The 24,196-nt window shown below is 63.7% G+C and carries 22 protein-coding genes; 7 read left to right on the top strand and 15 right to left on the bottom strand.

Annotated features, from left to right (window positions below):
* Positions 1 to 146: 146 nt before the first annotated feature.
* From P7C00_RS13735 to P7C00_RS13715, 5 genes are all read right to left on the bottom strand, one after another.
* Entirely contained in the window at positions 147 to 944 is a 798-nt protein-coding gene (locus P7C00_RS13735; protein WP_346635828.1) for a transglutaminase family protein, read from the bottom strand.
* Positions 941 to 1,891, bottom strand: coding sequence for an alpha-E domain-containing protein (locus tag P7C00_RS13730; protein ID WP_346635827.1), 951 nt, complete (start codon positions 1,889 to 1,891; stop codon positions 941 to 943). Before P7C00_RS13730 ends, P7C00_RS13735 begins: the two co-directional genes overlap by 4 nt.
* A gap of 3 nt (positions 1,892 to 1,894) precedes the next feature.
* Positions 1,895 to 3,304: a circularly permuted type 2 ATP-grasp protein gene (locus P7C00_RS13725; RefSeq protein WP_402888369.1), complete on the bottom strand. Its 1,410-nt coding sequence runs from the start codon at positions 3,302 to 3,304 to the stop codon at positions 1,895 to 1,897.
* Between the two features lie 491 nt (positions 3,305 to 3,795).
* On the bottom strand, positions 3,796 to 4,296 hold the full coding sequence (locus tag P7C00_RS13720) for an ATP-binding protein (protein ID WP_346635825.1): 501 nt from the start codon (positions 4,294 to 4,296) through the stop codon (positions 3,796 to 3,798).
* Positions 4,297 to 4,386: 90 nt separating this feature from the next.
* Entirely contained in the window at positions 4,387 to 5,595 is a 1,209-nt protein-coding gene (locus P7C00_RS13715; RefSeq protein ID WP_404939485.1) for an EAL domain-containing protein, read from the bottom strand.
* A gap of 338 nt (positions 5,596 to 5,933) precedes the next feature.
* Here P7C00_RS13715 and P7C00_RS13710 point away from each other — a divergent pair, with 338 nt between their 5' ends.
* On the top strand, positions 5,934 to 9,536 hold the full coding sequence (locus tag P7C00_RS13710; RefSeq protein WP_346635823.1) for a transporter substrate-binding domain-containing protein: 3,603 nt from the start codon (positions 5,934 to 5,936) through the stop codon (positions 9,534 to 9,536).
* A gap of 71 nt (positions 9,537 to 9,607) precedes the next feature.
* Here the strand turns inward: P7C00_RS13710 and P7C00_RS13705 are convergent, their stop codons facing one another.
* Positions 9,608 to 10,402: a metalloregulator ArsR/SmtB family transcription factor gene (locus P7C00_RS13705; RefSeq protein WP_346635822.1), complete on the bottom strand. Its 795-nt coding sequence runs from the start codon at positions 10,400 to 10,402 to the stop codon at positions 9,608 to 9,610.
* An 81-nt stretch (positions 10,403 to 10,483) separates the two neighbouring features.
* On the opposite strand from P7C00_RS13705, the gene P7C00_RS13700 reads away from it, so the two are divergent.
* Both P7C00_RS13700 and P7C00_RS13695 read left to right on the top strand, forming a co-directional pair.
* Positions 10,484 to 11,617 (top strand): cytochrome P450, encoded by a 1,134-nt coding sequence (locus tag P7C00_RS13700; protein WP_346635821.1) that lies wholly within the window; start codon positions 10,484 to 10,486, stop codon positions 11,615 to 11,617.
* 83 nt (positions 11,618 to 11,700) lie between these two features.
* Positions 11,701 to 12,195: a DUF1543 domain-containing protein gene (locus P7C00_RS13695; RefSeq protein ID WP_346635820.1), complete on the top strand. Its 495-nt coding sequence runs from the start codon at positions 11,701 to 11,703 to the stop codon at positions 12,193 to 12,195.
* A 149-nt stretch (positions 12,196 to 12,344) separates the two neighbouring features.
* Here P7C00_RS13695 and P7C00_RS13690 read toward each other — a convergent pair whose 3' ends face one another.
* Positions 12,345 to 13,283 (bottom strand): LysR substrate-binding domain-containing protein, encoded by a 939-nt coding sequence (locus tag P7C00_RS13690; RefSeq protein ID WP_346635837.1) that lies wholly within the window; start codon positions 13,281 to 13,283, stop codon positions 12,345 to 12,347.
* Between the two features lie 120 nt (positions 13,284 to 13,403).
* Between P7C00_RS13690 and P7C00_RS13685 the strand changes: the two genes are divergently transcribed.
* Positions 13,404 to 14,042, top strand: coding sequence for a LysE family translocator (locus P7C00_RS13685; RefSeq protein ID WP_404939982.1), 639 nt, complete (start codon positions 13,404 to 13,406; stop codon positions 14,040 to 14,042).
* Between the two features lie 159 nt (positions 14,043 to 14,201).
* A complete protein-coding gene (locus tag P7C00_RS13680) occupies positions 14,202 to 15,224 on the top strand; it encodes a diguanylate cyclase domain-containing protein (RefSeq protein WP_404939483.1) in 1,023 nt (340 codons plus the stop codon).
* Positions 15,225 to 15,240: 16 nt separating this feature from the next.
* Here P7C00_RS13680 and P7C00_RS13675 read toward each other — a convergent pair whose 3' ends face one another.
* From P7C00_RS13675 to P7C00_RS13660, 4 genes are all read right to left on the bottom strand, one after another.
* Positions 15,241 to 15,663, bottom strand: coding sequence for an NUDIX domain-containing protein (locus P7C00_RS13675; RefSeq protein ID WP_346635818.1), 423 nt, complete (start codon positions 15,661 to 15,663; stop codon positions 15,241 to 15,243).
* Positions 15,664 to 15,694: 31 nt separating this feature from the next.
* Complete coding sequence (locus P7C00_RS13670) at positions 15,695 to 16,033, bottom strand: FKBP-type peptidyl-prolyl cis-trans isomerase (protein WP_011060802.1); 339 nt, start codon at positions 16,031 to 16,033, stop codon at positions 15,695 to 15,697.
* A gap of 76 nt (positions 16,034 to 16,109) precedes the next feature.
* Entirely contained in the window at positions 16,110 to 16,517 is a 408-nt protein-coding gene (locus P7C00_RS13665; protein WP_346635807.1) for an Imm10 family immunity protein, read from the bottom strand.
* A gap of 22 nt (positions 16,518 to 16,539) precedes the next feature.
* On the bottom strand, positions 16,540 to 16,989 hold the full coding sequence (locus P7C00_RS13660; RefSeq protein ID WP_404939481.1) for a DUF4265 domain-containing protein: 450 nt from the start codon (positions 16,987 to 16,989) through the stop codon (positions 16,540 to 16,542).
* Positions 16,990 to 17,159: 170 nt separating this feature from the next.
* On the opposite strand from P7C00_RS13660, the gene P7C00_RS13655 reads away from it, so the two are divergent.
* Together P7C00_RS13655 and P7C00_RS13650 are read left to right on the top strand one after the other, a co-directional pair.
* The gene (locus P7C00_RS13655; RefSeq protein ID WP_346635805.1) at positions 17,160 to 17,759 is read left to right on the top strand and encodes a LemA family protein; all 600 of its coding nucleotides are present in this window, start codon (positions 17,160 to 17,162) and stop codon (positions 17,757 to 17,759) included.
* 27 nt (positions 17,760 to 17,786) lie between these two features.
* On the top strand, positions 17,787 to 18,797 hold the full coding sequence (locus tag P7C00_RS13650) for a M48 family metallopeptidase (protein ID WP_346635804.1): 1,011 nt from the start codon (positions 17,787 to 17,789) through the stop codon (positions 18,795 to 18,797).
* A 5-nt stretch (positions 18,798 to 18,802) separates the two neighbouring features.
* Here the strand turns inward: P7C00_RS13650 and P7C00_RS13645 are convergent, their stop codons facing one another.
* From P7C00_RS13645 to P7C00_RS13630, 4 genes are all read right to left on the bottom strand, one after another.
* Positions 18,803 to 20,056 carry an OprD family porin gene (locus P7C00_RS13645; RefSeq protein WP_346635835.1) on the bottom strand — a complete coding sequence of 418 codons (1,254 nt, stop codon included), beginning with the start codon at positions 20,054 to 20,056 and terminating at the stop codon, positions 18,803 to 18,805.
* Between the two features lie 91 nt (positions 20,057 to 20,147).
* Positions 20,148 to 21,452: a citrate:proton symporter gene (locus tag P7C00_RS13640; protein WP_346635803.1), complete on the bottom strand. Its 1,305-nt coding sequence runs from the start codon at positions 21,450 to 21,452 to the stop codon at positions 20,148 to 20,150.
* A 131-nt stretch (positions 21,453 to 21,583) separates the two neighbouring features.
* On the bottom strand, positions 21,584 to 22,903 hold the full coding sequence (dctA, locus tag P7C00_RS13635) for a C4-dicarboxylate transporter DctA (protein WP_346635802.1): 1,320 nt from the start codon (positions 22,901 to 22,903) through the stop codon (positions 21,584 to 21,586).
* Positions 22,904 to 22,944: 41 nt separating this feature from the next.
* Entirely contained in the window at positions 22,945 to 24,027 is a 1,083-nt protein-coding gene (locus P7C00_RS13630; RefSeq protein ID WP_346635801.1) for a 4-oxalomesaconate tautomerase, read from the bottom strand.
* Positions 24,028 to 24,196: the final 169 nt, after the last annotated feature.

Here is a 24,196-nt window from a genome sequence, read left to right as displayed (position 1 = left end):
CCGGTCTCGCGACCGGCAAATCCCCCGTTACTTTATAACATCTACCTGCCTATCCGAAACGCCTCAGCTGTGGCCGCGGCCCCAGGCAACCATCGGCCTGTAGCGCCGCGCCCCAGCCGGTGCATGGGCCGCGACGCTGCTCGGAACTACTGATGCTGGACCTGCACCATGGAACTGACCTGGACCCGGGCCTGCATCTGTTCGGCCCCTCCCCCGCGACGCATGCCACGCACCGGGCAGGCATCCAGGTAGTCCAGGCCCACCGCCAGTTTCAGGTGGCGTTCGGGTCGCGCCAGGCGGTTGGTCACATCGAAGCTGTACCAGCCGTCGTCGAGCCAGGCTTCGGCCCAGGCATGGCTGGCCAGGTGACTTTGGTCTTCGGTGCACAGGTAGCCGGAGACGTAGCGTGCAGGAATCCCCAGGCTGCGGGCGCACGCCAAGAAAGCATGGGTATGGTCCTGACAGACCCCGGCCGCGCCGGCAAAGGCCTCGGCTGCGGTACTGCCGACCCCGGTGGCGCCCGGGCTATAGGGCATGTGCTCGGCCAGGGCCTGCATCAGCTCGATCAGCGCGGCGCGATCACGGCGCTCGCCGCAATGGCGCCGGGCAAAGTCGCAGAGGGCCGAGTCCGCCTTGCTCAGGTGGCTGCAACGCAGGAACGGCAGCGGCGACTGGCTGTCGCCCTCCACTTCCCGCGAGCCATCGATCTGCACTTCACCAAAGGCCGTGAGGACAATGGCGCCGTGGGGCTCGTCGAGGGTCATGACATGCAGGATGTTGCCATAGGGATCGCGCTGGGCGCGCACCTGCCGTGGCAGCTCCAGGTGCCATTGGAGGATCTGCTGGCGCTGGCTGTTCTGGGGCGTCAACCGCAGGAACTGGATGCTGGTGCAGACTTCATCGGCGTAGCTGTAGGTCGTGTCGTGACGAATGGACAGTTTCATACCACCTCCAGATAGGACTCATGCACGGTCTGCCCCAGGTGGCGGATCTGGCCGATGCAATCGGTCAGCCACTGGTGCAGGCCGGAATCGAGAATCTCGTTGATCCCGGTGTAGCGCAGGCGCGCGTTCAGTTCGGCGGCCAGGCGCTGGGCCGGGCGTCCGTTGTCCCCCGGCAAGGTGGCCAGGAGCTGGTCCAGCTCCTCGACACAGGCATGCAGGGAGCGCGGCACATCGGCGCGCAGCAGCAGCATCTCGGACACCTGCTCGGCCCCCGGGGCGTTGCGGTAGATCTCGTTGAACGCCTCGAAGGACGACAAGGCCCGGAGCAAGGCGCTCCACTGGTAATAGCCCCGGGCCGAGTTGTCGCTGACTTCCTCGGACTCCTCGCCGAACATTTCATAGCGCGCGTCCAGCAGGCGCAGGGTGTTGTCGGCGCGCTCGAGAAAGGTCCCCAGGCGGATAAAGCGATAGGCATCGTTGCGCATGATGGTGCCGGCGGTGGCGCCGCGGAACAGGTGCGAACGCTCCTTGACCCACTCGCAGAACTGGCTGATGCCGTAGCGCCCCAGGCCGTTGCGGGCGATGTTGCGCATCTCCAGCCAAGTGGCGTTGATGTTCTCCCACATGTCCGCGGTGATCCGCCCGCGCACCGCGTGGGCATTGCTGCGGGCCGCCCGCAGGCAGCAGTAGATGCTCCCCGGGTTGGTCTCGTCGAGGGCGAAGAAATGCAGCATGCGCTCGGTGTTGAGCTCACCGTAGCGCTGGTTGTAGTCATCCAGGGTGCCGGCCGCCAGCAACGACATGGCCAGTTCGGCATGGCCGTCACTGCGCCCGGCCTGGGGCATCAGCGACAGCGAATAACTGACCTCGAGCATGCGTGCCAGGTTCTCGGCGCGCTCCAGGTAGCGGGACATCCAGTACAGGTCCGCAGCGGTTCTTGAAAGCATGTGTCAGTCCTCCACTACCCAGGTGTCTTTGGTGCCGCCGCCCTGGGACGAGTTCACCACCAGCGAGCCTTCGCGCAGGGCCACGCGGGTCAGGCCGCCAGGCACCAGGCGGGTTTCACTGCCTGAGAGTACGAATGGGCGCAGGTCGATGTGCCGCGGGGCAATGCCGCTTTCGACAAAGGTCGGGCACGTGGACAGCGACAGGGTCGGCTGGGCGATGTAGGCCTCGGGGCGGGCCTTGAGCCGGGCGCGGAAATCCTCGATCTCCGCCGCCGTGGCCGCCGGGCCCACGAGCATGCCGTAGCCGCCGGAGCCCTGGGTTTCCTTGACCACCAGGTCTGGCAGGTTGGCCAGCACATGGGACAGTTCGGCAGGTTTGCGGCACTGCCAGGTGGGCACGTTCTTGAGGATCGGCTCTTCGCTGAGGTAGAAGCGGATCATTTCGTCCACATAGGGATAGATCGACTTGTCGTCCGCGACCCCGGTGCCCACGGCGTTGGCCAGCACCACATTGCCCGAGCGATAGGCGGCGATCAGCCCGGGCACCCCGAGCATGGAGTCCGGATTGAACGACAGCGGGTCGAGGTAGGCATCGTCCAGCCGACGGTAGATCACGTCCACCGCCTGGGCGCCGGCCGTGGTGCGCATGAACACCCGATCGTCACGAACGAACAGGTCGGCGCCCTCCACCAGTTCCACGCCCATTTCCCGGGCGAGGAAGGCGTGCTCGAAATAGGCGCTGTTGAAGCGCCCCGGGGTCAGCACCACCACCGTCGGGTTGTCCAGGGGGCTGGAGCTCTTCAGGGTGTCCAGCAACAGGTTGGGATAATGGTCGATGGGGGCAATGCGCTGAGCGGCAAACAGCTCGGGAAACAGGCGCATCATCATCTTGCGGTCTTCGAGCATGTAGCTCACGCCACTGGGGGTGCGCAGGTTGTCTTCCAGTACGTAATAGCTGCCATCGCCGTCGCGCACCAGGTCCACCCCGGCGATATGGGCGTAGGTGCCCCGGTGCAGGTCCAGGCCCTGCATGGCCACCTGATAGCCTTCGTTGGCCAGCACCTGCTCGGCGGGAATGATGCCTTCCTTGATGATCCGCTGGCCGTGATAGATATCCGCCAGGAACAGGTTCAGCGCCTGAACCCGCTGCACGCAACCGCGCTCCACCGTGCGCCACTCGCTGGCCTTGATGCTGCGGGGAATGATGTCGAAGGGAATCAGGCGTTCAGTGCCCTGTTCGTCGCCGTACAGGGTGAAGGTGATCCCGGCGCGATGGAACAGCAGGTCGGCCTCGCGCCGCCGCTGGTCCAACAGCTCAATGGGGGTGTCCGCCAGCCAACGGGCGAACGCTTGGTAATGGGGTCGACAGGTGCCGCTGGCAGCGTACATTTCATCGAAAAAAGCGCGGGACATAGCCAACTCCTTGCCGTGATGCGAACGGCTTTTTATTTGAACCCTGTGTGTGCGTGACCCGGCTTTGACCTTGAAGGGATGATCGTTCCCCTGTGTGCGAGCACCTCCTGGGCTCATGATCGGACGGCCCCTGCCGCCCGTCTCACAGAGTGGTAGCAAACGCTATGCCGCAAATGCCCAAACAACCGTCACGGCGGCATACGGTCTGAAAAACCAGCAAAAAGCGACAAATACATTCAAAAAAGAGACGCACCTCCCCAACAGGAACCTGTCTTGGGGACGCCCATGGGGACTCAGCTTGAATCACGGCCAACCGACACGGGCTGAATCGGTGCATAAAGCCCCGGAGAGGATTTTTTTGCCCCGTTATCGGGAGTTTTCCGGGCAGTACGGCGTGCACTGGCCGGCAGCGGCCCCTGAGCACTGACCGCCCACGCACCATCGAGGTTCAAGGCATTGACTGGCCGCGACAGGGATTGGCCGGTTTGCCGTCAGTTGCGCACCGGCAACCGAGCCAGGATCAACGCCACCGCCTGCTCCGGCGACAGGCTCGCACTGTCCAGGCGCAAGGGCGCCGACGTCCAGACCTCGTAGTCGTGATCAAGCACCGACTGCCAACTGGGCGCTTGCAGGCCCGGCACATCCAATTGCCGGGTCTCGACCCGCCGTCGATGTTCGCGGGGGTCGCAACAGATCACCTCGACATCCAGCAGCGGCACATCCAGTCGCTGCGCCAGATCGCTCCAGGCCTGACGGCTTTCGGCCACGGGATTGACGCAATCGGCCAGCACCGGGTTGCCCAGGGCCAGATTGGCCTCGGCCAGTTGCAGGGCGATCTGGTAGCCGGCCTTGCCGACCTCTGGCAGGCCGGCATCGCGCAAGCCCTGCTCGATGCTGTCGATGCGCAGGTAGGTGGCTCCCAGGTGGGGAGCCAGGGTGCGAGCGATGGTGGTTTTGCCGGAACCCGGCAATCCGCTGAATACGATGAGCATGCATGGCCCTGGCTGGAACGGTGGAGCGCCAGCTTCAACGCAATGACCGTCGGCGTCCAGTGCAGCACAGCCCGGCACAGCAGAACGGGGTCAGGGAAACGCTGCAGACTGCTCGGCCGGGACGCTTCGCGGCCAGGACAACAGTTCGCTTTCCGACATCGGCCGGGCGTACCAATAGCCCTGGGCCATGACGCAGCCCATCTCCAGCAACAGACGTCGTTCGAGCTGGGTTTCCACCCCCTCCACCACCAGGCACATTTCCAGGTTGCTGGCTAATGCCAGAGAGGCAACGACCACCGCGCGACAGCGCGGCTGACGCACCAGCTCACGAACGAAATGAGCATCGAGCTTGATCTGGTTGAACGGCAGTTCGCACAGGCGCTGCAAGGAGGAGTAGCCGGCGCCGAAGTCGTCGATGGCCAGGTTGCACTCCATCATCCGCAGGCGCACCAGATTTTCCAGGCTGATGGCCGGGGCCTGTACCAGGCCCACCTCGGTGATTTCAAAGGTCAGTAACCGCGGCGGCACCTGATGCCGGTCGATGGCCTGACGGATATGCCTGACGATGTCACCGCAAGCCAACTGCCGGGGCAGCAGGTTGAACGCCAGCTCCAGTTCTTCACCCTGGTCCAGCAGTCGGCGCTGCAGGGCCATGCTCTGGTCAAGCTGCTGGTGCAGCACCTCGTCCAACAGGCCCGCGGCCTCCAGCTCATCGAGAAAGGCTGCCGGGGCCAGCACCCCGTGTTCGGGATGACGCCAGCGCATCAGCACTTCGGCGCCACGGCAACTGGCGTGTTGCAGATCGAACTTGGGCTGGTAGTAGGAAACGAACTGGCCCTGTTCGACGCCCCGCTGCAGGTCTTCCCGGCTCACTGGAACAAAGTGCCGGGGCGCTGCCGGAACCTGTTGCTGATGGCGCAGTTGATAGAGTTCAAGCATCGCGTGCAGGGTCGCCAGTTCCGCCGGCTTGCCCACATCCCCCAGGACGATCAGCCCGTGCAAGCTGATCATCTGCAGCACCGCGCGACGCAGGTCGGATTCAATCAGGCTGTAGAGAATCACCGCCCGCACCAGTTGCTCCCCACTGGCGCGCCGCAAGAATTCCAGGCCGTCCATGCCGGGCATCTGCAAGTCACAGAGAACGATGTCCGCCGCACCGCGTTCACGCAGCAGGTGCAGGGCACTGGCCCCGTCGGACGCCGCCAACGGCTGAGCTACACCCAGGCGCCGCAACTGCTCCAGAGCCAGCAGTTGCTGCACCGGATGGTCTTCAAGAACCAATATCTTCAGGGTATTCACGCGCGGCTCCAGGGTGAGCGGCGACTGCCGAGGGGGACCCGATAACGGATCAGCTGGCCCTTCTGGGGCACCAACCGACAGGAGCATTGAGAGAGTGCAGATAGACACAAGCGTATCGCTAACCGCAAGCGGGTCAAGGTGCCGACAATACCTTCGGTCTGCCAGCCTCGGTGGACTTGCCCGAGCCCGCGCGACTCAGGAAAATAAGCCCATTTCGCACCCACCCTTGATCTATATTTGTTTTCAGCATTGGCGCCAAGCCCTTGTGCGGCTGGCCACGCCGCCCGACACTTTCCTCCTCGACTCATTCTTGTGCCGTTATTCGATCAGGAGCCTCGATGCCTCGTTTCCTCCTGCCAACGCTGATATGGCTGGCATGCCTTCCTGCCCTGGGCGACACCGCGACTCCCTTGCAGCTGCTCAACTACGAATCACCCCATCACCATGAGTTGTCCCTGGCCAACGATGACTGGCTATGGCTGCGCAACAAGCGCGAGCTGGTGCTGGGCACCTCGCAGCAGAACCTGCCACCGCTGGAGATGGTCAACGAGTCCCGGGAATACGAAGGCATCACCGCGGACTACATCGGTCTGCTGGCCGACTCCCTGGGGGTGAAGGTCGCTGTCCGTGCCTACGACACCCGCGAGCAAGTCTACGAGGCCATGGCCAAGGGCGAGGTCGATTTCATCGGCGGCGTCACCTTGAGCGAGGCCCAGAAACACCCCCTGCTACGCAGCCAGAACTACCTGGTCAATCGCCCGGCTCTGGTGGCCCGCCTGGGGGATTCTCCGTCGCTGAAAAACGGTTTGCAGGGACGCAACCTGGCCATCTCCCTGGACACCATCACGCTGCCCGCCGCCCAGGCCCTGTACCCCAAGGCCCGGATCGAAAGCTACGCCAGTACGGATGCGGCCATGGCCGCCGTGGCCTTCGGTGACGCCGATGTGTTGTTCAGCGACGCGGTCTCGGCGCAGTTCCTGATCTCGCGCAACTACAGTGACTACCTGCGAATCATCTACAGCGGCCCGGCCAGCCTCTCGGGTTTCGCCTTCGCGGTGAATCCGCACAACCACCAGTTGCAGCGCTTGCTCGACGCCGCACTGCAAGCGATCCATAAAGAGCAGGACATCAGCATCCGCAATCGTTGGGGCGACCGCCTGCTGCTGAGCATGGAAAAAACCGATCTGACTGCCGATGAGCAACGCTGGATCGAAAAGAACCCCGTGGTGCGCATCGGCATTCACCGCTATCTGCCACCGATGTCCTACTTCGACGCCGACGGCAATTACCTGGGGATTACCTCCGACCTGCTGACCATGCTGGAGGCCAAGACCGGGCTGAGTTTCGAGATCGACGCCCTGCCCAGCTTCACGGACCTCAACGTCGCCGTGCGCGAGGGCCGGGTGCAGATGGTTGCCGATCGGGCCCGCAACCCTGAGCGCGAAGGCTACCTGCAATTCACCCGGCCTTACCTGGTCGGGCCCTACATGCTGATCACCCGCGACACCCCCGATGCGCCGAAATCCCTGGAAGAGATGGCTGGCAAGACACTGCTGATCGGCAGCGGCCATTCGCTGGTGCCACTGCTGCGCCAGCGCTATCCACAGATTCGCATCAAGGAAGTGCAGACCAACTTCGAAGCCCTGACCCTGCTGCGCGAGCATCAGGCCGATGGCGCGGTGCAAGCGGAGATCGCCGTCAGCTTCAACCTGCCGCGCATCAAGGAGGACGGGCTCAAGGTCAACTCAGCCCTCAACCTGCCCCTGCTCAACGAGTCCTTCGGCATCCGCCGCGACCAGCTGGAACTGTTCAGCATCATCGACAAGTCCCTGCGCAGCATCGCGCCCGACGCCCTCACCGAGCTGAACAACCGCTGGCGTTCCAAGGCGGCGGTTGTGCCGCCCTCCTGGCGCGACTATCGCACCACCCTCTATATGGCAGGTGCCGGCGCGCTGCTGTTGCTGCTGATCGCCCTGGCCTGGGGCTACGCCATGCGGCGCCAGGTCAGCCAGCGCGAACGTGCCGAACATGCCCTCAACGATCAGATGCGCTTCATGGACGCGCTGATCAACGGCACGCCCAACCCGATCTATGTGCGCGACCTGAACCGCCGCCTGGTGATCTGCAACGACAGCTACCTCAAGGCCATGGGCACCGATCGCCAAAGCATGCTGGGCACCAGCCTCGACCAGCTGGCGGTGCCCGAGGCCCCGCAGTTTGCCGAAGACTTCAAGACCATCCTTGCCGGCGGCCAACCCTTGCTGATCGACCGCGAAGTACACATCCGCGGCCAACGCCTGAACATCTACCACTGGATGCTGCCCTACCGGAATGCCCAGGGTGAGATCCAGGGCATCATCGGTGGCTGGCTCGACATCAGCGATCGCCAACAACTGCTGGAAGAACTGACCCAGGCCAAGAACGATGCCGACAAGGCCAACCGGGCCAAGACCACCTTCCTGGCCACCATGAGCCATGAAATCCGCACCCCCATGAGCGCGGTCATCGGCATGCTGGAGCTGGCCCTCAAGCGCGCGGATCAGGGCCAGCTCGACCGCAGCTCGATCGAGGTGGCCTACGGTTCGGCCCAGGGCCTGTTGGAGTTGATCGGCGACATCCTGGACATCGCCCGGATCGAAAGCGGACGCCTGAGCCTGAGCCCCGAGCGGGCCAACCTGCGGGATCTGGTGGAGTCGGTGTTCCGGGTCTTCGATGGCCTGGCCCGGCAAAAGGGCCTGCGCCTGGAGCTGGACCTGGACAGCAGCGTCAATGGCGACGTGTTGGTGGACCCGCTGCGCTTCAAGCAGATTCTGTCGAATCTGCTCAGCAATGCGATCAAGTTCACCGAACACGGCGGGGTGCAGATCCGCTTGCAGGCCGAGGGTGACGATGCGCAATTGCTGCCCTTGCTGCTGACCGTCAAGGACACCGGGATCGGCATCGAGCCCGACGACCAGCAACGGCTGTTCCAGCCCTTCAGCCAGGTGCCCGGGCAACATCAGAACGCCCGCTCGGGAACCGGGCTGGGCCTGGTGATCTGCCGCACGCTGTGCGAAATGATGGGCGGTCAACTGCGCCTGGAGAGCCAGCCCGGCGTCGGCACCCTGGCGCGGGTGCAGGTGCAGTTGAGTCGTCTCGACCCGCTGCCCGATGCCCCGCCTCCGGTAGCGGAGGAAACCCTGACCGTCGCTGCCCGGGGGCCGCTGCATATCCTGGTGGTGGACGACAGCCAGGCCAATCGCCAACTGCTGTGCGAGCAGTTGCGCTTCCTCGACTATTCATTGAGCCAGGCGCAGAACGGTGCCGAAGCCTACAAGGTCTGGCAGCGGGAAACCTTCGATGTGGTGATCACCGACTGCAACATGCCGGTGCTGAACGGTTACGAACTGACCCGACAGATCCGCGTTGCCGAACAGACCCAGGGCCGGCCGCCAGTGCAGATCTTCGGCTTTACCGCCAACGTCCATCCCGAAGAGGAACAGCGTTGCCGGGACGCCGGCATGAATGGCTGCATCTTCAAACCCATTGCCCTGCCTGAACTGGACCGCCGCCTGCGGCAACTGCCCGCCCTGCCCCGGTTGCAACTCAAGGCCAGCAGTGAGCGCTACGACATCCAGCAACTGGACCACCTCACCGGCGGCAACCCCGAATCCATCCAGCGGGTACTCAAGGGCTTGCACCAGAGTAACCAGCAGGACTTGAAGCAGATCCGCGAACTGCTGGCCAGCCCCGACAATAAAGGCGTGACTGACCTGGCTCACCGTATCCGCGGTGCAGCGCGGATCATCAACGCCCAGGCCCTGATCGATGAATGCGAATACCTGGAGAGGGCCTGCCGCGAAGGCGCGAATGCCGGCCAGATCAAGACCGCATTGACGCGATTGGAGCAGGCCATGGTTGGATTGGATCGCGACTTGCTGGAGTTCCAGGTGCCCGATTGAGCGGCCCTGGCATCACCTCATCGCATGCTCGCCGCAGCACCGAAGCACCAGAACTGCGAAACCGCCGAGGCTCAGGCCCCCAGGCTTTGCAGCTCCAGACTGGCCGATGCCGACAGCGGTTTGGATGGCTGAATCAGGGCGATGCCGAAACGCCTGCTGATGTAGCGCCCGCCGGTGCCGGTCAGGGTCAGGGCGCGGCTGTCCACATCCTGTCTCAGCCATTTGCGCTGCAACAGGACACGCAGCAACGCCGCCCCCAAAGCACCTCCCAGGTGCGGGCAACGCATGCTCCAGTCCAGGCATGGACAGGCCAGGCTGCGGCGCAACCTGCGCAACTCGGCCACGTCGATGCCCAGGCCGCGGAAGAACTCGACACCACTTTCACTGACCCGATAATCCCTGCCCCTTTTGCCTCCTTTGCCCCCTTTGCCTCTTTTTCCCGCCTTGCCCTCTTCCCCCATCAGCAACCAACCGGCCTCGAACATCCGGTCGTGCAACTGCACCCCCAGGGTGCCTGCCAGGTGGTCGTAGCAAGTGCGGGCAAATTGCAGGCGGTCCGGGGTACGCGGGGTGAAGGTGCTGCCCTGGCCGATCACCATCAGCGCCTCCAGGGCCTGGGCCACCAGCGGATCGCCGAGGCAGTAGTAACGGTGCCGTCCCTGGACCTGTACCTGCAACAGGCCGGAGTCCCTGAGCTTGGCCAGATGGGCGCTGGCGGTCGACGTGCTGACTTCGGCAATCGCCGCCAGTTCGGTGCTGGTACGGGCGTGGCCATCCATCAGCGCACAGAGCATCCGGGTGCGGGCCGGCTCGGCGATGGCCGCCGCCACGTTGGATACCCCCAGGTCGTTCTGCACTACATTCATATTTCGCTCCATGACGAATCGTGTCTTCGAAAAGATCAGGATAGTAGCAACCTGAATATCTGCCCGACAAAGAGACGAATCATGGACCCGATCAGTGCTGTCACCCATTTCGACCCCTACGATTTCTACTACGCCCGCCTGCGTGCTCGGGGCGGCCTGACCTACGATTCAGCGCTGGGCCTGTGGGTCGCCAGCAGCGCCGCCGCGGTGGCGGCAGTGCTGAACCACCCCGCCTGCCAGGTCCGACCGCCCCAGGAGCCGGTGCCCAAGGCCATCGCCGACCGGCCTGCCGGGGACGTGTTTGCACGCCTGATGCGGATGAACGATGGCCCGCGCCACAGCTGTCCCCGTGCCGCTATGGCGACGCCTCTGCAGCAACTGGGCGCCATCGACCTTATGCCCTTGCTGGCACAATGGCGCCCTGTCCTGAGTGCACCGCAAGGTGCCAGCGATCTGCAACGCTGGCAGTGGCGCCTGCCAGTGGCGCTGCTGGCAGGACTGCTGGGAATAGCCGCCGAACGGCGCGAAGACCTTGCCCGGCGCACCGGCGAATTCGTTGCCTGCCTCTCCCCCCTGAGCAATGCAGAACAGCTGCAGGCTGCCGATTGCGCGGCGCAACACCTGCTCCAACAGATGCAGGCGTTGCTCGATGCCCCACAACACAGCCCACTCCTGACGGCGATCCTTGAGCGCAGCAACGGCCTGGCCCCAGCGGATCTGCTGGCCAATCTGCTGGGCCTGCTGGCGCAAACCCACGACGCCTGTGCCGGATTGATCGGCAACAGCCTGATCGCCCTGCTGGCGCAACCGTCTCTGTGCCAGCACCTGTCCAGTGATCCGGACCTGCTCAGTGCCTGGCTGCTGCAACGCCAGCGCCTGGACCCGCCGGTGCAGAACACCCGGCGGTTCGTCGTCCAGGCCTGCACCCTGCTGGGGGTGGACCTGCAAGCCGGCGATACGGTGCTGGTGCTGCTGGCGGCGGCCAACCACGACCCGGCCCTGACCGCGGTCACCGGCAGCAATCCGGCGTACCAGGGATTCAGTTTCGGCAGCGGAGCGCACCGCTGTCCCGGCCAGGGCCTGGCATTGAATATCGTCCAGCGTTTGCTGCAGCTCCTGCTGCGCTCGCCGGGGCTGAGCGCCCTGGCGCTGGACTGGCACTACCAGGACTCAGTCAACGGCCGTATTCCCCTGTTCACCGATGCCGTCGGATAGCCGGCAAGCGCGCTGGCAGTCCCCGGACGCTTGAGGTAAAACGTGCCCCTACTGCCAAGGCCGATACGGGAAAAGGAACAACAATGCTGTTTGTGGTGATGCTGGGGGGAAAACACCCCAGAGCGAAAATTGAAGTCCACGATGTCCAGTTCGTGGTCGCCGACCGTCTCGAAGCGGCCTACCCGCAACTGCGCGAAGGCTGGTTCGGCAGCCCGGCGGGCTTGCACATCGACTCCTGGATGCAGGTCGACGGGGTCGAGGACTACAAGATCGAACTCAGCCCCCTGGCCCCATTGCCGGGTGCACCGCGCCTGTACTTCCTGAACCTGGGCGGCTACGAAGCGACGGCCTTTGGCGAGGCCCACCGCTACCTGCTGGTGGTGGCCCGGGACAAGGCCGAAGCCAAGGCCAAGGGCAAGCGGCAGATGCTTGCCCACTGGCACAAGTCCCACACCGATGCCCTGCTGGACGTGGACGACTGCCTGCCGATCGACCTGCTGGAAGGCCGTTATGTGCATCTGGTGCCCGGCCCGCACCGGGGCATCGTGCAGCAAAACGACTACATCATTCTGGGCTGACCTGATAGACGCCGGCTTGCCGGCGAACAGGCCATAGAGCATTTGCCATGTACACCGCTTTTTTCAGAGAGGAGGCAAGCATGCCGTTTCATGCTCGTGCAGCACAGGGCGCTGACGGTCAGCGAAGCCAATGTCCGGACCCTGTGCTTCTAGGAGCTCAGGTAGTCCAGTTCAAGATCGCTGATGTCCGCGACCTGACTCAGTAGAAACTCCCGCAGCCGAGCGATGGATTCCCGGCGCACGCTGTCTCGCAGCCACACCAGGTAATAACCGTCCCCCGACGCCACGGCGCAGGGGAATGGCAGGCTGACCCGCCCTCGACGAATGTCCCCCACCACCAGGTGCAGATCACCAATGGACAGGCCGTGCCCGGCCATCGCCGCAGAGATCGCCTGGTCCAGGGTGTCGAAGACATTGCCCCGCTCCAGTCGTACCTGTTGCAGCAGGTCCCTGTCCTTGAGCCGTTGCGCCTGCAACCAGCGTCGCCAGTCACGACGGTCCGCCGAAGGATGGATCAGTTCGGCATCCTTGAGCCGCTCCAGGGTCCAGGGCGGCGCGTCCGCGGCCTCGGGTGGACCGATGGGAATCAGCCATTCATCAAACAGCTTGCAGGCCTCGACCCCGGCGCCAAAGTGCCCGTTGCCCAAGAGAATCGCGCAGTCGTAGGGCTCGGCGTAGAAATCCACATGGTCGAAGTCCATCCAGACACTGGCCAGTTGCACCGCCAGCGCCGGCTGTTGCCCCTTGAGCTGCTCCAGGACCCGCAGCAGCCAGCGCATGGTCAGGGTCGAAGGCGCCTTGAGGCGCAACTGTCCGGTGTTGGCCCGCAGCGGCAGGCAGGCATCCTCGATGATCCGGAAGCCCACCTTGAGCTCCCGGGCCAGGCGCTGTCCGGCTTCGGTGAGCACCAGCCTGGGTCCGTGACGCTCGAACAAACGACAGCCGAACTGACTTTCCAGGGTGCGGATATGCCGGCTGATGGCGCTTTGGGTCAGGGACAGCTCCTCGGCGGCTCGGGTAAAGGAGCTGGAGCGGGCGGCCACTTCAAAGGCCCGCAGCGCGTAGAGCGGTGGCAGGGATTCGACCATCGATGAGCACCAATAATGATTAATACTCATAGTAGGTCATAGCTTTTTGCGTTTTTCAATGCACGACAAAGCCCCCAAGCTGAGGCCTTGCACATGACTTCAAAGGCGTTACTCGTGGACCTGAACCTGTCGTTATTGTTGGCCTATGCACTCAGCGTACTGATGCTGGTGGCCACCCCGGGGCCAGTGGTGGCCCTGATCGTCAACACCAGCATGAACGCCGGGCCGCGCCAGGCCGTGTTGACCGCCCTGGGCACCAATGCCGCGTCGCTGCTGCTGGCACTGTTGGCGGTGCTGATGCTGACCACCGGCCTGGCGCTGGACCCACGCCTGATCGGCTGGGTCAGCCTGCTGGGCTGTTGCTTCATCGGCTGGCTGGCCTTGCAGGGGCTGCGGGAGGTGTTTGGCCCAGCCCCCGCACCCGCGCCGCCACGCACCAACAAGGGCCGCCAGGGCCTGGCCAGCGGTTTCCTGGTGGGGATCGGCAACCCCAAGGACATCATTTTCTTTGCCTCCTTCTTCCCCCAGTTCATCCAAGTCACCCGCTCCTTGCAGCACAGTGCGCTGCTGCTGACGCTGGTCTGGATAGTGGTGGATTTTGCCGTGCTGGGGGCTTACATCCTGGTGGCGCGCCAGGGTTTCTCGCTGAAGTACAAACGCCTGGTGACCGGCCTCTCCAGCCTGGCGCTATTACTGGTGGCACTGCTGGGCCTGGGCTACGCCGTGCTGGAGTTGTGCAATGCCGGCGCCCAGCGATGACGCGTGGCTTTGCCCCGGACATTCGTAGTTCATGGAAACATTGCGGAAAAACCGCCCGCCAGCCGATAAAAATCTCCTGTGGGAAGCACGCCATGAATTAACATAGCCAAGCGCTATCCACCCCTCAGGACCACCCCCTTCCATGCTGTCCAGAATCCGATGATTGCTGTCTGGTCCCTACTGTGTCTGACCCTGTTGCTGGCCCTGCTGGCGTTGTGGCTGCTGCGCCGCGAACGCCGCGCCCAGGCCCAGTTGCGGGCCTATCGCACACTCGCCGAAGGCTTGCCCGACGACGCCGAGCGCTTCAAGCGCAGCCAGTACTTCGCGCGCATCGGCACCTGGGATTGGGAAGTGGACACCCAGCGGCTGTACTGGTCGGAAGCCATCTACGGCATGTTCGGTTTCAAGGTCGGTGAAGTGGTGCCCTCCTACGAACTCTTCTGCTCCTGCGTGCATCCGGACGATCGCGAACGGGTCCGCGCCGGCGAGTTGCGCTGCCTGGAAACCGGCGAGAACCATGATGAGGAATACCGCGTGGTGTGGCCCGACGGCAGCATCCACTGGCTGCGGGAAACCGGCAACGTGGTGAAAAACGTGCACGACACCACCATCAAGATGATGGGGGTGGTACGGGATATTACCGATGAAAAAGTCTCCACCAGCCAGCTGCAGCAACTGGCGCACTTCGATCCGCTGACCGGCCTGCCCAATCGCCTGATGCTGGAACAGCGCCTGTCCCGGGCCCTGGAGCAGGCACGTCACAACCAGACCCGAGTGGCCCTGGTATTCGTTGACCTCAACGGTTTCAAGGCGATCAACGACCAGTACGGCCACGCCGCCGGAGACCGGGTCCTGAGCGCCACGGCCCAACGTCTGCAAGGCATCCTGCGCACCAGCGACACCGTGGCGCGGATCGGCGGCGACGAATTCGTAGTGATTCTGGAGGGCCTGTCCCCGGGGCTCGACCTGGAAGAAGAAGCCCGGCGCATCGGCGAAAAGATCTTCAATCAACTGTCGCCCCCGGTGGAGGTGGACAGCCATCGCCACAGCATCGGCAGCAGCCTGGGCGTGGCGGTGTTTCCCGACCATGCCGGGCGCATGGACCAGTTGCTGCACGTCGCCGACCTGGCGATGTACGAAGCCAAGCGCAGTGGCAACAACCAATACCGCCTGGGGCAGTAATACCCGGCAGCCGGGTCTAGGCCTCGCGACCCGCGCCGAGCAACCGCTCATGCAGAAAGCCCAGGGCCGCTTGAAACAGCGGGTGCCATTGGGCCGACGGCGGGCTGGCCAGGGGATGCCAGAAAAACTCGAAGTGATGGCCGCCATCATCCTCGGTGAAATGCGTCCAGCACTCTGGCAATTGCGCCCCCACCCGACACTCATGAAAGGCCCACACCTGAGCGGAAAAACCCGAGTGCCATAGCCCCAGAAAGCGGCTTTCCTCGGCCTGGACGCCAGCCTCTTCCGCCAGCTCGCGGACCGCCGCGGCGGCCGTCGACTCTCCCGCCTCCACCGTGCCCTTGACCAGTTGCAGACCCGCCAGCGGGTGGCGAAAAGCCAAGACCTCAAGCTCAGTGGTGTGGCGCAGCAGTACCGCACAAGCCTTGTTGGCAGGCATCGGCCTTTCTCCTGAGGTTCGGGCCTCAGCCTCAATCATCCCGGGTCAGCACTTCCAGCAACTCGATCTCGAAGATCAGGTTGGAATTGGGCGGGATCGCGCCCATGCTGCGCTCGCCGTAGCCCAGGTGCGCCGGCACCAGCAGTTTGCGCTTGCCGCCCACTTGCATGCCCATCAGGCCCTGGTCCCAACCCTTGATCACCCGCCCAGTGCCGATCACGCACTGGAACGGCTTGCCGCGATCATAGGAGGAATCGAAGCTGCTGCCGTCCTCCAGAAAACCCCGGTACTGGGTGGTGATCAAAGCCCCCTTGACCACGGCCTTGCCATCGCCCGGCTGGATATCGATCACCTGCAATTCGTCGCTCATGCTTCACTCCCGTTCAAACATTGCCCCGTCACGGGACCGCGGCGGGCTTTTTCGCAAAATTGCCGCTGCCTGGCAATCACTGCGCTGCGCCCGGCCCGTGCTGGACCTGGATACCGGTGTCGGTGCCGACAAACATCTCGCCGAACGCCGCCTCGACCTCCTCGACGCTGGCCAGCCCTGCATCCCAGCTGACTTCAAGGCTGGGCAAGGCCCGGCACCAGGCCAGGGTGCGGGAAAAATGCAGGGTCAAGCGCCCCGGCGCCAATTGCAGCCGCTCGATGCCGCCGTAGCCGGCCACGTCCTGCCCGCCCAGCTCTACATAGTAAGTGTCCATGCCCAGTTGCCGATCCTGCTCGTCAACGCATTCGGCACGCTGCAGCAGCAGGTAGTGCCCTGGCTGTTGCCCATCATCGGCAAAGCCCAGGATCTGGACTTCGTCCTCAGTGCAGGCACTGTAGGTGGTTGCATGAAACTTGAAGCTCATCAGCCTTTACTCCTTATACCGTTCACTGGCGCAACAACCCGGACTCATAGTCCAGCCAACCCTGTTCAAAGCATGCCTGCAGGTAGTCCAGCACGCTGTCCAGCAGCACCGAGGCAGGCACATTGATTGAGTAGAAGGCCTTGCTCATGCCCTCCCAACGGCAGCCCAGGGCATTGATCCGTTCCAGCACCTCGGGTGCCCGGGCCCGGCCGGTTTCAAAAAACACCAGGCGCAGCGTGCTGTTGCCACTGCTGCGCGCGATGTGCTTGAACCACTTCAAGCCATCGGCCTGCACCTGGACTGCTACGTCGTCCTCGTAACAGACATCCGGGGAATAGAAGGGAATATTGGCGATACGGTACAGGCCATCTGGCTGCTGCTGCGCCCAGACACCTTCGCTGGCTGCCGGCGGATAGTCGTCGACCACGGTCAACCTGAGCATGATCTTGTCCATCACCTGTCCCTGGTTCATTGAATAAAAAGCGCCCGGCCGAGCTTGAGGCCGGCGAACGCCGAGCGCTTTTTCGCAGAATTGCCGGCCCGTGGCAATCCTTGAATCGCGCTCGGGCAAAGGTCTGTCGCTGCCCGGGAAGTTTCCGTTACCATTGCCGCCCCCACGCCCCACCCCGATAAGGACATCCCATGGCCACCGCCGATATCGTCACCCTGGTGCTGCTCGCCTTGCTGGCGCTGTACCTGGTCAGCCTCTACAACCGACTGACGACCCGGCGCAACCGCTTGCGCAATGCCTTCGCCCAGATCGAAGTGCAACTCAAGCGCCGCTACGACCTGATTCCCAACCTGTTGGAAACCGTCAAAGGCTACCTGCAGCACGAGCGCCAGACCCTGACCGCCCTGGCCGAGGCGCGCAACAGTGCCCGGGACAGTCTGCAAGCGGCCGCCGCGCAACCCGGCGACAGCGCACGCATCGCCCGCCTGGGCCAGGACCAGAGCGCCCTGGATCAGGTTCTCGACCGCCTGCACCTGAGCCTGGAGGCCTATCCTGAACTCAAGGCCTCGCAGAACATGGCGCAGCTCAGCGAAGAGCTCACCAGCACCGAGAACAAGGTCGCCTACGCCCGCCAGGCCTTCAACGACGCCGTGACCGACTACAACCTGTGCAAACAGCAGGTGCCGGCGCTGTTTTTCGCCGGGCTGTTCGGCCACCGGGCCGACGCCGCCCTGCTGCAATTCGCCGACAGCGCGCAAATTCAAGACGCCAGCAAAGTATCGTTCCAGTAACCCCGCCGCCTGCCCCCGGAAGCTTGCATGAAGTTCTTTCAACACCAGGCCCGCGCCCGGCGCCACACCCTCAAACTGCTGCTGTTGATGACCCTGGCGGTGACCACCCTGGTCAGCCTCAGCAGCCTCGGGCTGGGCTTGTTGTGGCGCGAGCTGAGCCAGGAGTACGGCCAGCCCAAGGTGCTGAACTGGACCGTCGTCGCGGTCGTGGCACTGCTCATGCTGCTGGTGGTGGTGCTGGGCAGTTGGTACAAGACCTGGCGCCTGCGGGCCGGCGGCAAGGTGATCGCCGAGCATCTGGGCGGGCGCCTGATCAATGACTCACCGCGGGGCAGCGAGGAACAGCGACTGCTCAATATCGTCGAGGAAATGGCCCTGGCCTCCGGCGCCTCGATGCCGGCCGTGTATGTACTGCCGGAAGACGCAATCAATGCCTTCGCCGCCGGGCTGACGCCGCAGCAGGCGGTGCTCGGAATCACTCGCGGTGCCCTTATCCACCTGGACCGCGACGAGTTGCAGGGCATGGTCGCCCATGAGTTCAGCCACATTCACAACGGCGACATGCGCCTCAACACCCACTTGCTGGCGGTGATCCACGGCCTGCTGGTGTTCAGCCTCGCCGGCATCGCGGTGCTGCGCCAGGCCGAAAAGCAGCACCTGGGCAGCGACCGCCACCGCTTCTTCTGGCAGATCGTGTTCGCCGTGCTGGGCCTGGCCCTGCTGATCTTCGGCTCCCTGGGCAGCCTGCTGGGCAACCTGATCAAGGCCGCCATCTGCCGCCAGCGCGAGTTTCTCGCCGACGCCTCGGCGGTGCAGTTCACCCGCAACCCCCAGGGCATTGCCGGCGCCCTGAAAAAGATCGGCGGCAGCAGCGCCGGTTCACGCCTGCGCGCCTTCGCCGCCGCCCAGTACAGCCATCTGTATTTCCATCAGGGGGTGAAACTGCGCCTGGAGCGCCTGATGGCCACCCACCCGCCGCTGGCCGCGCGCATCCAGCGCCTGGACCCGCAGTGGGATGGGCGCTTCAAGCCGCTGTAAATGCGCTACCAGAGGGCAATGTCGTAAGTGATGTAGAGGCGGTTGCTGTCGCGTCCACGAGAGTAGTCGGAGCGATACACATAATTGCGCAGCTTCACCCCCAGCCCCTTGAGCGAGCCTTGCTGGAGCACATAGGCCAGTTCGCTGTCGCGCTCCCATTCATCGACGCGGGTCTTGGACTTGCCGTCATTGCCGCTCAGGTAGCGCGAGCTGAAGGTCAGGCCGGGGACACCCAGGCTGGCGAAGTTGTAGCCATAGCCGAGCATCCAGGTCTTCTCGCCCTCCTCGATGAACTTGCCGATGCCGGCGTTACTGAAGGAGTAGACCGTGGCGCCGCTGATATACGGCAAGCCGGCATCGCCACTGAGGCGCTGATAGCCACCGCCGAGGGAATGCCCGGCGATCGCGTAGGTCAGTTGGCCGCTGAGCATGCGGTTGGCGATCTTGCCGTCAAAGGCCGCGCCTGAGTCGGCGCTGCGGAAGTAGCGCAGATCGCTGGTCAACGTCCCCTGCCCCAGCGCCAGGTCGTGCTGAAGACCGACAAAGTCCTGTCGATAGAAGTTCTCAAGCTGGCCATGGAAATAGCTCAGGCGCAGGTTCTTGCTCCACTTGTATTCGGCCCCGCCGTAACGGAAGTCCCCGGACTGGCCGCCGCTGTAGCCGTCGGGCACCAGCCCCACGCTGTCGGTGGAGTCCCGCAGTTTGAAGCGCTGCAGATAACCGCCCGTCAAACTCAAGCCGTCGATATCCGTGCTGCTGAGCTGGGTCCCCTGATAGGTCTGCGGCAGCAGACGGGCATCGTTGTAAACCAGCACCGGGGTCTTGGGCAGCAGGGTGCCGTACTTGAGCGTGGTCTTGGCCAGCCGCACCTTGGCCGTGGCGCCGGCACTGGCAAATTCGCCGGCGGCGCGACCGTCGTCATGCACCGGCAGCAGCCCGGTTCCACTGCGCCCCTTGCCGGAATCGAGCCGAACCCCCAGCAGCCCCAGGGCATCGACCCCGAACCCCAGGGTGCCGGGGGTGAATCCGGACTGATAATCGAGCAGGAAACCCTGGGCCCATTCGGTGCGCTCGCTCTTGGCGGTGCGCGCAGCCTTGGCGCTGAGGCCGTGTTCGTCGCGGAAGTTTTCGTTGAAATAGACGTTGCGCAATTGCAGCTTGAGGCTGCTGTCGTCGATGAAGTCAGCGGCCTGGAGCCCCGCCACCGGCGGCAGGCTCAAGCAGGAAAATACCGTTGCGCGAATCAGCAAATGGCTCATGTCGTACTTCTCGTTGTTGTTATTCAAGGCGCAGTTCGCCAAGCGCCCCGCAAGCAGGCGCGCCAGGCAACGAAAGAGGGTTTTGAACGAATCAGACGAACAGGGTCAGGGCGCCTGTCAGCAAGGCCAGGGCGGTAATGACCAGAGAGGTCAGCACGGCCCACTTCACCGTGGCTTTCTGGAAGTCGCCTATATCACGGTCCACCATGCCCACCAGCAGCAGGGTCGAGGCCACTAGCGGACTCATCAGGTGCACCGGCTGACCGAGGATCGAGGCCCGGGCTATTTCCAGGGGAGAAATGCCATAGGCCGCCGCCGCGTTGGCCAAAATCGGCACCACGCCGAAGTAGTAGGCATCGTTGGACAGGACGAAGGTCAACGGCATGCTGGTCAGCGCCACCACCAGCGGGAACAGGTGGCCCCAGGATGGCGGAATCCAGTCCACCAGGGTCTGTGCCAGGGCGTCGACCATCTTGGTGCCGGAGAAAATACCGGCGAAGATCCCCGCGGCGAACACCAGCAGCACCACGGTCATGGCGTTGCCCGAGTGGGCGAGAATGCGCTCTTTCTGAATATCCAGTTGCGGGTAGTTGATCATCAGCGCCAGGACAAAACCGATCAGGAACAGCACCGCCGAGTGCATCAGGCCCAGCACCAACGCGGTCATTACCGCCACCACCAGCAGCAGGTTGACGTAGGCCAGCTTGGGCCGCTTGTGCGGGGTGTCTTCCAGAATCGCCTTGATGTAGCAGTCACCGCCACCGCTTTGCAGTTGGGTATTGCCGATACGCTTGCGCTCGGCTCGTCCCAACAGGTAGGCGGTAAACACCACCCAGGCGGCGCCGCCGATCATGGTCGGCAACAGCGGCACGAAGTACTCGCCGGCATCCAGGCCAAGGGCGGCGATGGCGCGCGTTGCCGGTCCGCCCCACGGGGTCATGCCGCTCATGATGCTCAGGGACAACATGGAGATGGTGGCGAGGATCATCGGGTTCATGCCGATGCGCTTGTACAGCGGCAGCATCGCCGCGCAGGTAATCATGTAGGTGGTGGTGCCGTCACCGTCCAGGGCCACCACCAGCGATAGCAGAGCGGTGCCGATGGCGATCTTTGTCGGGTCGCCATTGACCCGCTTGAGAATCTTGCGGATCAGCGGATCGAACAGCCCCGAATCGATCATCAAGCCGAAAAACAGAATGGCAAACAGCAACAGCGCCGCCGACGGCGCAACCATTTTCAGGCCGTCGAGCATCATCTTGCCGGTGCTGCCGGCAAATCCGCCGAGCACTGCAAAGACAATGGGCACCACCGTCAAGGCCACGATGGGCGACAGGCGCTTGGTCATAATCAGGACGGTAAAGACCACCACCATGGCGAGGCCGAGCAAAGCGAGCATATGTCGATTCTCTTGTTTTTATGATGAACGTGGCCGGCACGCAGGCGCACGGCCACCTGGGCGCCGGGCGGCCCGATCAAGGCGCCCGGCACAGGCAATAAATGGGGGGTTGGTAGTGTTGCCTTGCAGGTCTAGCTGAGCTTGCTGGCCAGCGTGGCGGGCGGGGTTTGCTCGACACTCTGGGCCGGGGCCGGCTCGCCGTTGAGCGTGCGCATCAGCACCTGGCGGTCGCACGCCTGCTCCGAGAGGGCGATCACCACCGTCGCCACGGCGTTACTGGCCAGGCTGGTCAAGGCCCGGGCCTCGGACATGAAGCGATCGATGCCGATCAGCAACGCCAGGCCGGCCAGGGGAATGTCATGAATCACCGTCAGGGTCGAGGCCAGCGCCACGAAACCGCTGCCGGTCACGCCGGCGGCGCCCTTGGACGACAGCAGCATGATCGCCAGCATAGTGACGACCTGGCCGGCACTCAGCTCGATGTTGCACGCCTGGGCAATGAAGATCGCCGCCAGGGACAGGTAGATCGCCGTACCGTCGAGATTGAACGAATAGCCGGTAGGCAGCACCAGCCCCACCACGCTTTTGCGGCAGCCCAGGGCCTGGAGTTTTTCCAGCATGCGCGGCATCACCGGCTCCGTGGACGAGGTGCCGAGCACCACCAGGAACTCTTCACGCAGGTAGCGCAACAGCTTCCACAGGCTGAAGCCATTTGCCCGACAAATGCCGCCCAGGACCACGCAGACAAAGAAGCCGCAGGCAACATAGAGGGTCATGATCAGCTTGGCCAGGGCGCCCAGGGAAGTGATGCCGTACTGGCCCACGGTAAAGGCCAGGGCCCCGAAGGCGCCGACGGGGGCGAAACGCATCAGGTAGGAGAAAATCTTGAACACCATGTGCGAGGCCGACTCCAGCACCTCCAGCACCGGCTTGCCGCGCTCGCCCAGGGACGACAGGGCAAACCCGCACAGCACCGCGATAAACAGCACCGGCAGTACCTCGCCTTTGTTGAAGGCGCCGACAAAGGTCTCGGGAATGATGTGCATGAAGAACTCCACCACCCCCAGCTTGGCTGCTGAATCGGTGTACTGGGACAGCCCCTGGGTGTTCAACCGGGTGGGATCGATGTTCATTCCCGCGCCAGGCTGGAACAGGTAAACCGCCCCCAGACCGATGAACAGGCTGATCAGCGTCAGGCCCAGGAACAGCAGCATCGTCTTGCTCAACAGGCGTCCCAGGGAACGCTTGTCGCTCATGCCGGCAATGCCGGTGACGATGGTGCAGAACACCACGGGGGCGATCATCATCTTGATCAGCTTGATGAAGGCATCTCCCAGAGGCTTGAGGGCAATGGCCTGCGCGGCCCAGAAGTGCCCCACCAGAACCCCGAGGAACACGGCGCAGAGGATCTGGAAGTAGAGCGATTTAACAACTTTCATGGCATCACCCATTTTTAGAATTGTGTGGATGCAACGCGGATTGACAGCAACGACTAACCGGCCAGGCGCTGTGAAGCCGGCGCGTAGACAAACCCGGAGAACAACCGGCGGGCAGTGCGAACCACCGAGGCGCGGATGGTCTCAGGGTTTTTTCCGCTGTAGGACAATACGACATCTATTGCCCCGCTGGGGTGCTCGATACGGACCTTTTGCAAACGCGGTTCGTGGCCCCCGCCCAGCATCTCGGCCACCACGCTACCGGCGGTGACACAGGCGGTAGCCAGGCCGATGGAGCCGGTGATGGCCAGGGCCCGATGGCAGTTGTGGGGCATGAAATAGCGCACCGCGAGAGTGCCCCCCAGCCGGGCCTGGGACACCAGGACCGGCTTGGGGATCACTTTGTCGCTGACATCCCCCAGGCCCATGGCCAGGCCGGCCTTCAGGCGCAGGCTTTCCAGGCGCTGGAGAAAGTCCGCATCGGCGTCCAGTTCGGTCGGCGTTTCATCGCCGCGCTTGCCCAGACAAGCCGCCTGCACCAGCACCATGGGCATGGCCATGTCGATGCACGTCACGGCAATGCCGTCGATCAAATCCTGGGGCTGGCCCGTGGGGAACAACTGGCCGGTCTTGCTGCCGGCAGCATCGAGAAAGGTCAGGGCCACCGGCGCCGCGCTGCCCGGCACGCCGTCAATGGTGGTGTCGCCTTCGTAGCTGACCTTGCCATCGGGAGTCTGCACCTGGGCATTGACCAAGGTGCCGGTGTTGAGGTTGCGAATCCGCACCTGAGTCTGTGCGCCCGTGGCCTTGACCAGCCCCTGCTCGATCGCGAAAGGCCCGACAGCGCACAGCATGTTGCCGCAGTTGGGCGCGGTATCGACCCGACGCTGGGACACCATGACCTGAACGAACAGGTAGTCCACATCGGCATCCGGGTGCAGCGACGGACTGACGATCGCCACCTTGCTGGTTTGCGGGCTGCCGCCGCCGATACCGTCGATTTCCAGCTCGTGGCCGGAGCCCATCAGGTTGAGCAACAGCTCATCACGCTCGGACACCGCCACCGGCAGATCCCAGGCCAGAAAAAACGGCCCTTTGGAGGTGCCGCCGCGCATCAACACACAAGGAATTCGTTGCATGAACACTGACTCTTGTTAATCAATCGAGGTAATTGATGTTCTGGACACAAGAGTGTCAGGGATTAAAAAGTGTTTCCAATGCAAAGATCAGAGAGATTATTGCGTTACACGCATGAATTAAATATCGTGTCCGGCAGCGTTCCACCCGCCTCCCCGCCTTGAGAAACCA

Origin of the sequence: Pseudomonas sp. JDS08PS003 (assembly GCF_045013505.1) — a bacterium.
In the GTDB taxonomy this organism is placed as follows: Bacteria; Pseudomonadota; Gammaproteobacteria; order Pseudomonadales; family Pseudomonadaceae; genus Aquipseudomonas; species Aquipseudomonas protegens_B.
This window is presented reverse-complemented; position numbering and strand designations above follow the sequence as displayed.

Coding starts and splice junctions, on each gene's coding strand:
- P7C00_RS13735 (WP_346635828.1), bottom strand. CDS start 944: ATGAAACTGTCCATTCGTCACGACACGACCTACAGCTACGCCGATGAA.
- P7C00_RS13730 (WP_346635827.1), bottom strand. CDS start 1,891: ATGCTTTCAAGAACCGCTGCGGACCTGTACTGGATGTCCCGCTACCTG.
- P7C00_RS13725 (WP_402888369.1), bottom strand. CDS start 3,304: ATGTCCCGCGCTTTTTTCGATGAAATGTACGCTGCCAGCGGCACCTGT.
- P7C00_RS13720 (WP_346635825.1), bottom strand. CDS start 4,296: ATGCTCATCGTATTCAGCGGATTGCCGGGTTCCGGCAAAACCACCATC.
- P7C00_RS13710 (WP_346635823.1), top strand. CDS start 5,934: ATGCCTCGTTTCCTCCTGCCAACGCTGATATGGCTGGCATGCCTTCCT.
- P7C00_RS13705 (WP_346635822.1), bottom strand. CDS start 10,402: ATGAATGTAGTGCAGAACGACCTGGGGGTATCCAACGTGGCGGCGGCC.
- P7C00_RS13700 (WP_346635821.1), top strand. CDS start 10,484: ATGGACCCGATCAGTGCTGTCACCCATTTCGACCCCTACGATTTCTAC.
- P7C00_RS13695 (WP_346635820.1), top strand. CDS start 11,701: ATGCTGTTTGTGGTGATGCTGGGGGGAAAACACCCCAGAGCGAAAATT.
- P7C00_RS13690 (WP_346635837.1), bottom strand. CDS start 13,283: ATGGTCGAATCCCTGCCACCGCTCTACGCGCTGCGGGCCTTTGAAGTG.
- P7C00_RS13680 (WP_404939483.1), top strand. CDS start 14,202: ATGATTGCTGTCTGGTCCCTACTGTGTCTGACCCTGTTGCTGGCCCTG.
- P7C00_RS13675 (WP_346635818.1), bottom strand. CDS start 15,663: ATGCCTGCCAACAAGGCTTGTGCGGTACTGCTGCGCCACACCACTGAG.
- P7C00_RS13670 (WP_011060802.1), bottom strand. CDS start 16,033: ATGAGCGACGAATTGCAGGTGATCGATATCCAGCCGGGCGATGGCAAG.
- P7C00_RS13665 (WP_346635807.1), bottom strand. CDS start 16,517: ATGAGCTTCAAGTTTCATGCAACCACCTACAGTGCCTGCACTGAGGAC.
- P7C00_RS13660 (WP_404939481.1), bottom strand. CDS start 16,989: ATGAACCAGGGACAGGTGATGGACAAGATCATGCTCAGGTTGACCGTG.
- P7C00_RS13655 (WP_346635805.1), top strand. CDS start 17,160: ATGGCCACCGCCGATATCGTCACCCTGGTGCTGCTCGCCTTGCTGGCG.
- P7C00_RS13650 (WP_346635804.1), top strand. CDS start 17,787: ATGAAGTTCTTTCAACACCAGGCCCGCGCCCGGCGCCACACCCTCAAA.
- P7C00_RS13645 (WP_346635835.1), bottom strand. CDS start 20,056: ATGAGCCATTTGCTGATTCGCGCAACGGTATTTTCCTGCTTGAGCCTG.
- P7C00_RS13640 (WP_346635803.1), bottom strand. CDS start 21,452: ATGCTCGCTTTGCTCGGCCTCGCCATGGTGGTGGTCTTTACCGTCCTG.
- dctA (WP_346635802.1), bottom strand. CDS start 22,903: ATGGGTGATGCCATGAAAGTTGTTAAATCGCTCTACTTCCAGATCCTC.
- P7C00_RS13630 (WP_346635801.1), bottom strand. CDS start 24,027: ATGCAACGAATTCCTTGTGTGTTGATGCGCGGCGGCACCTCCAAAGGG.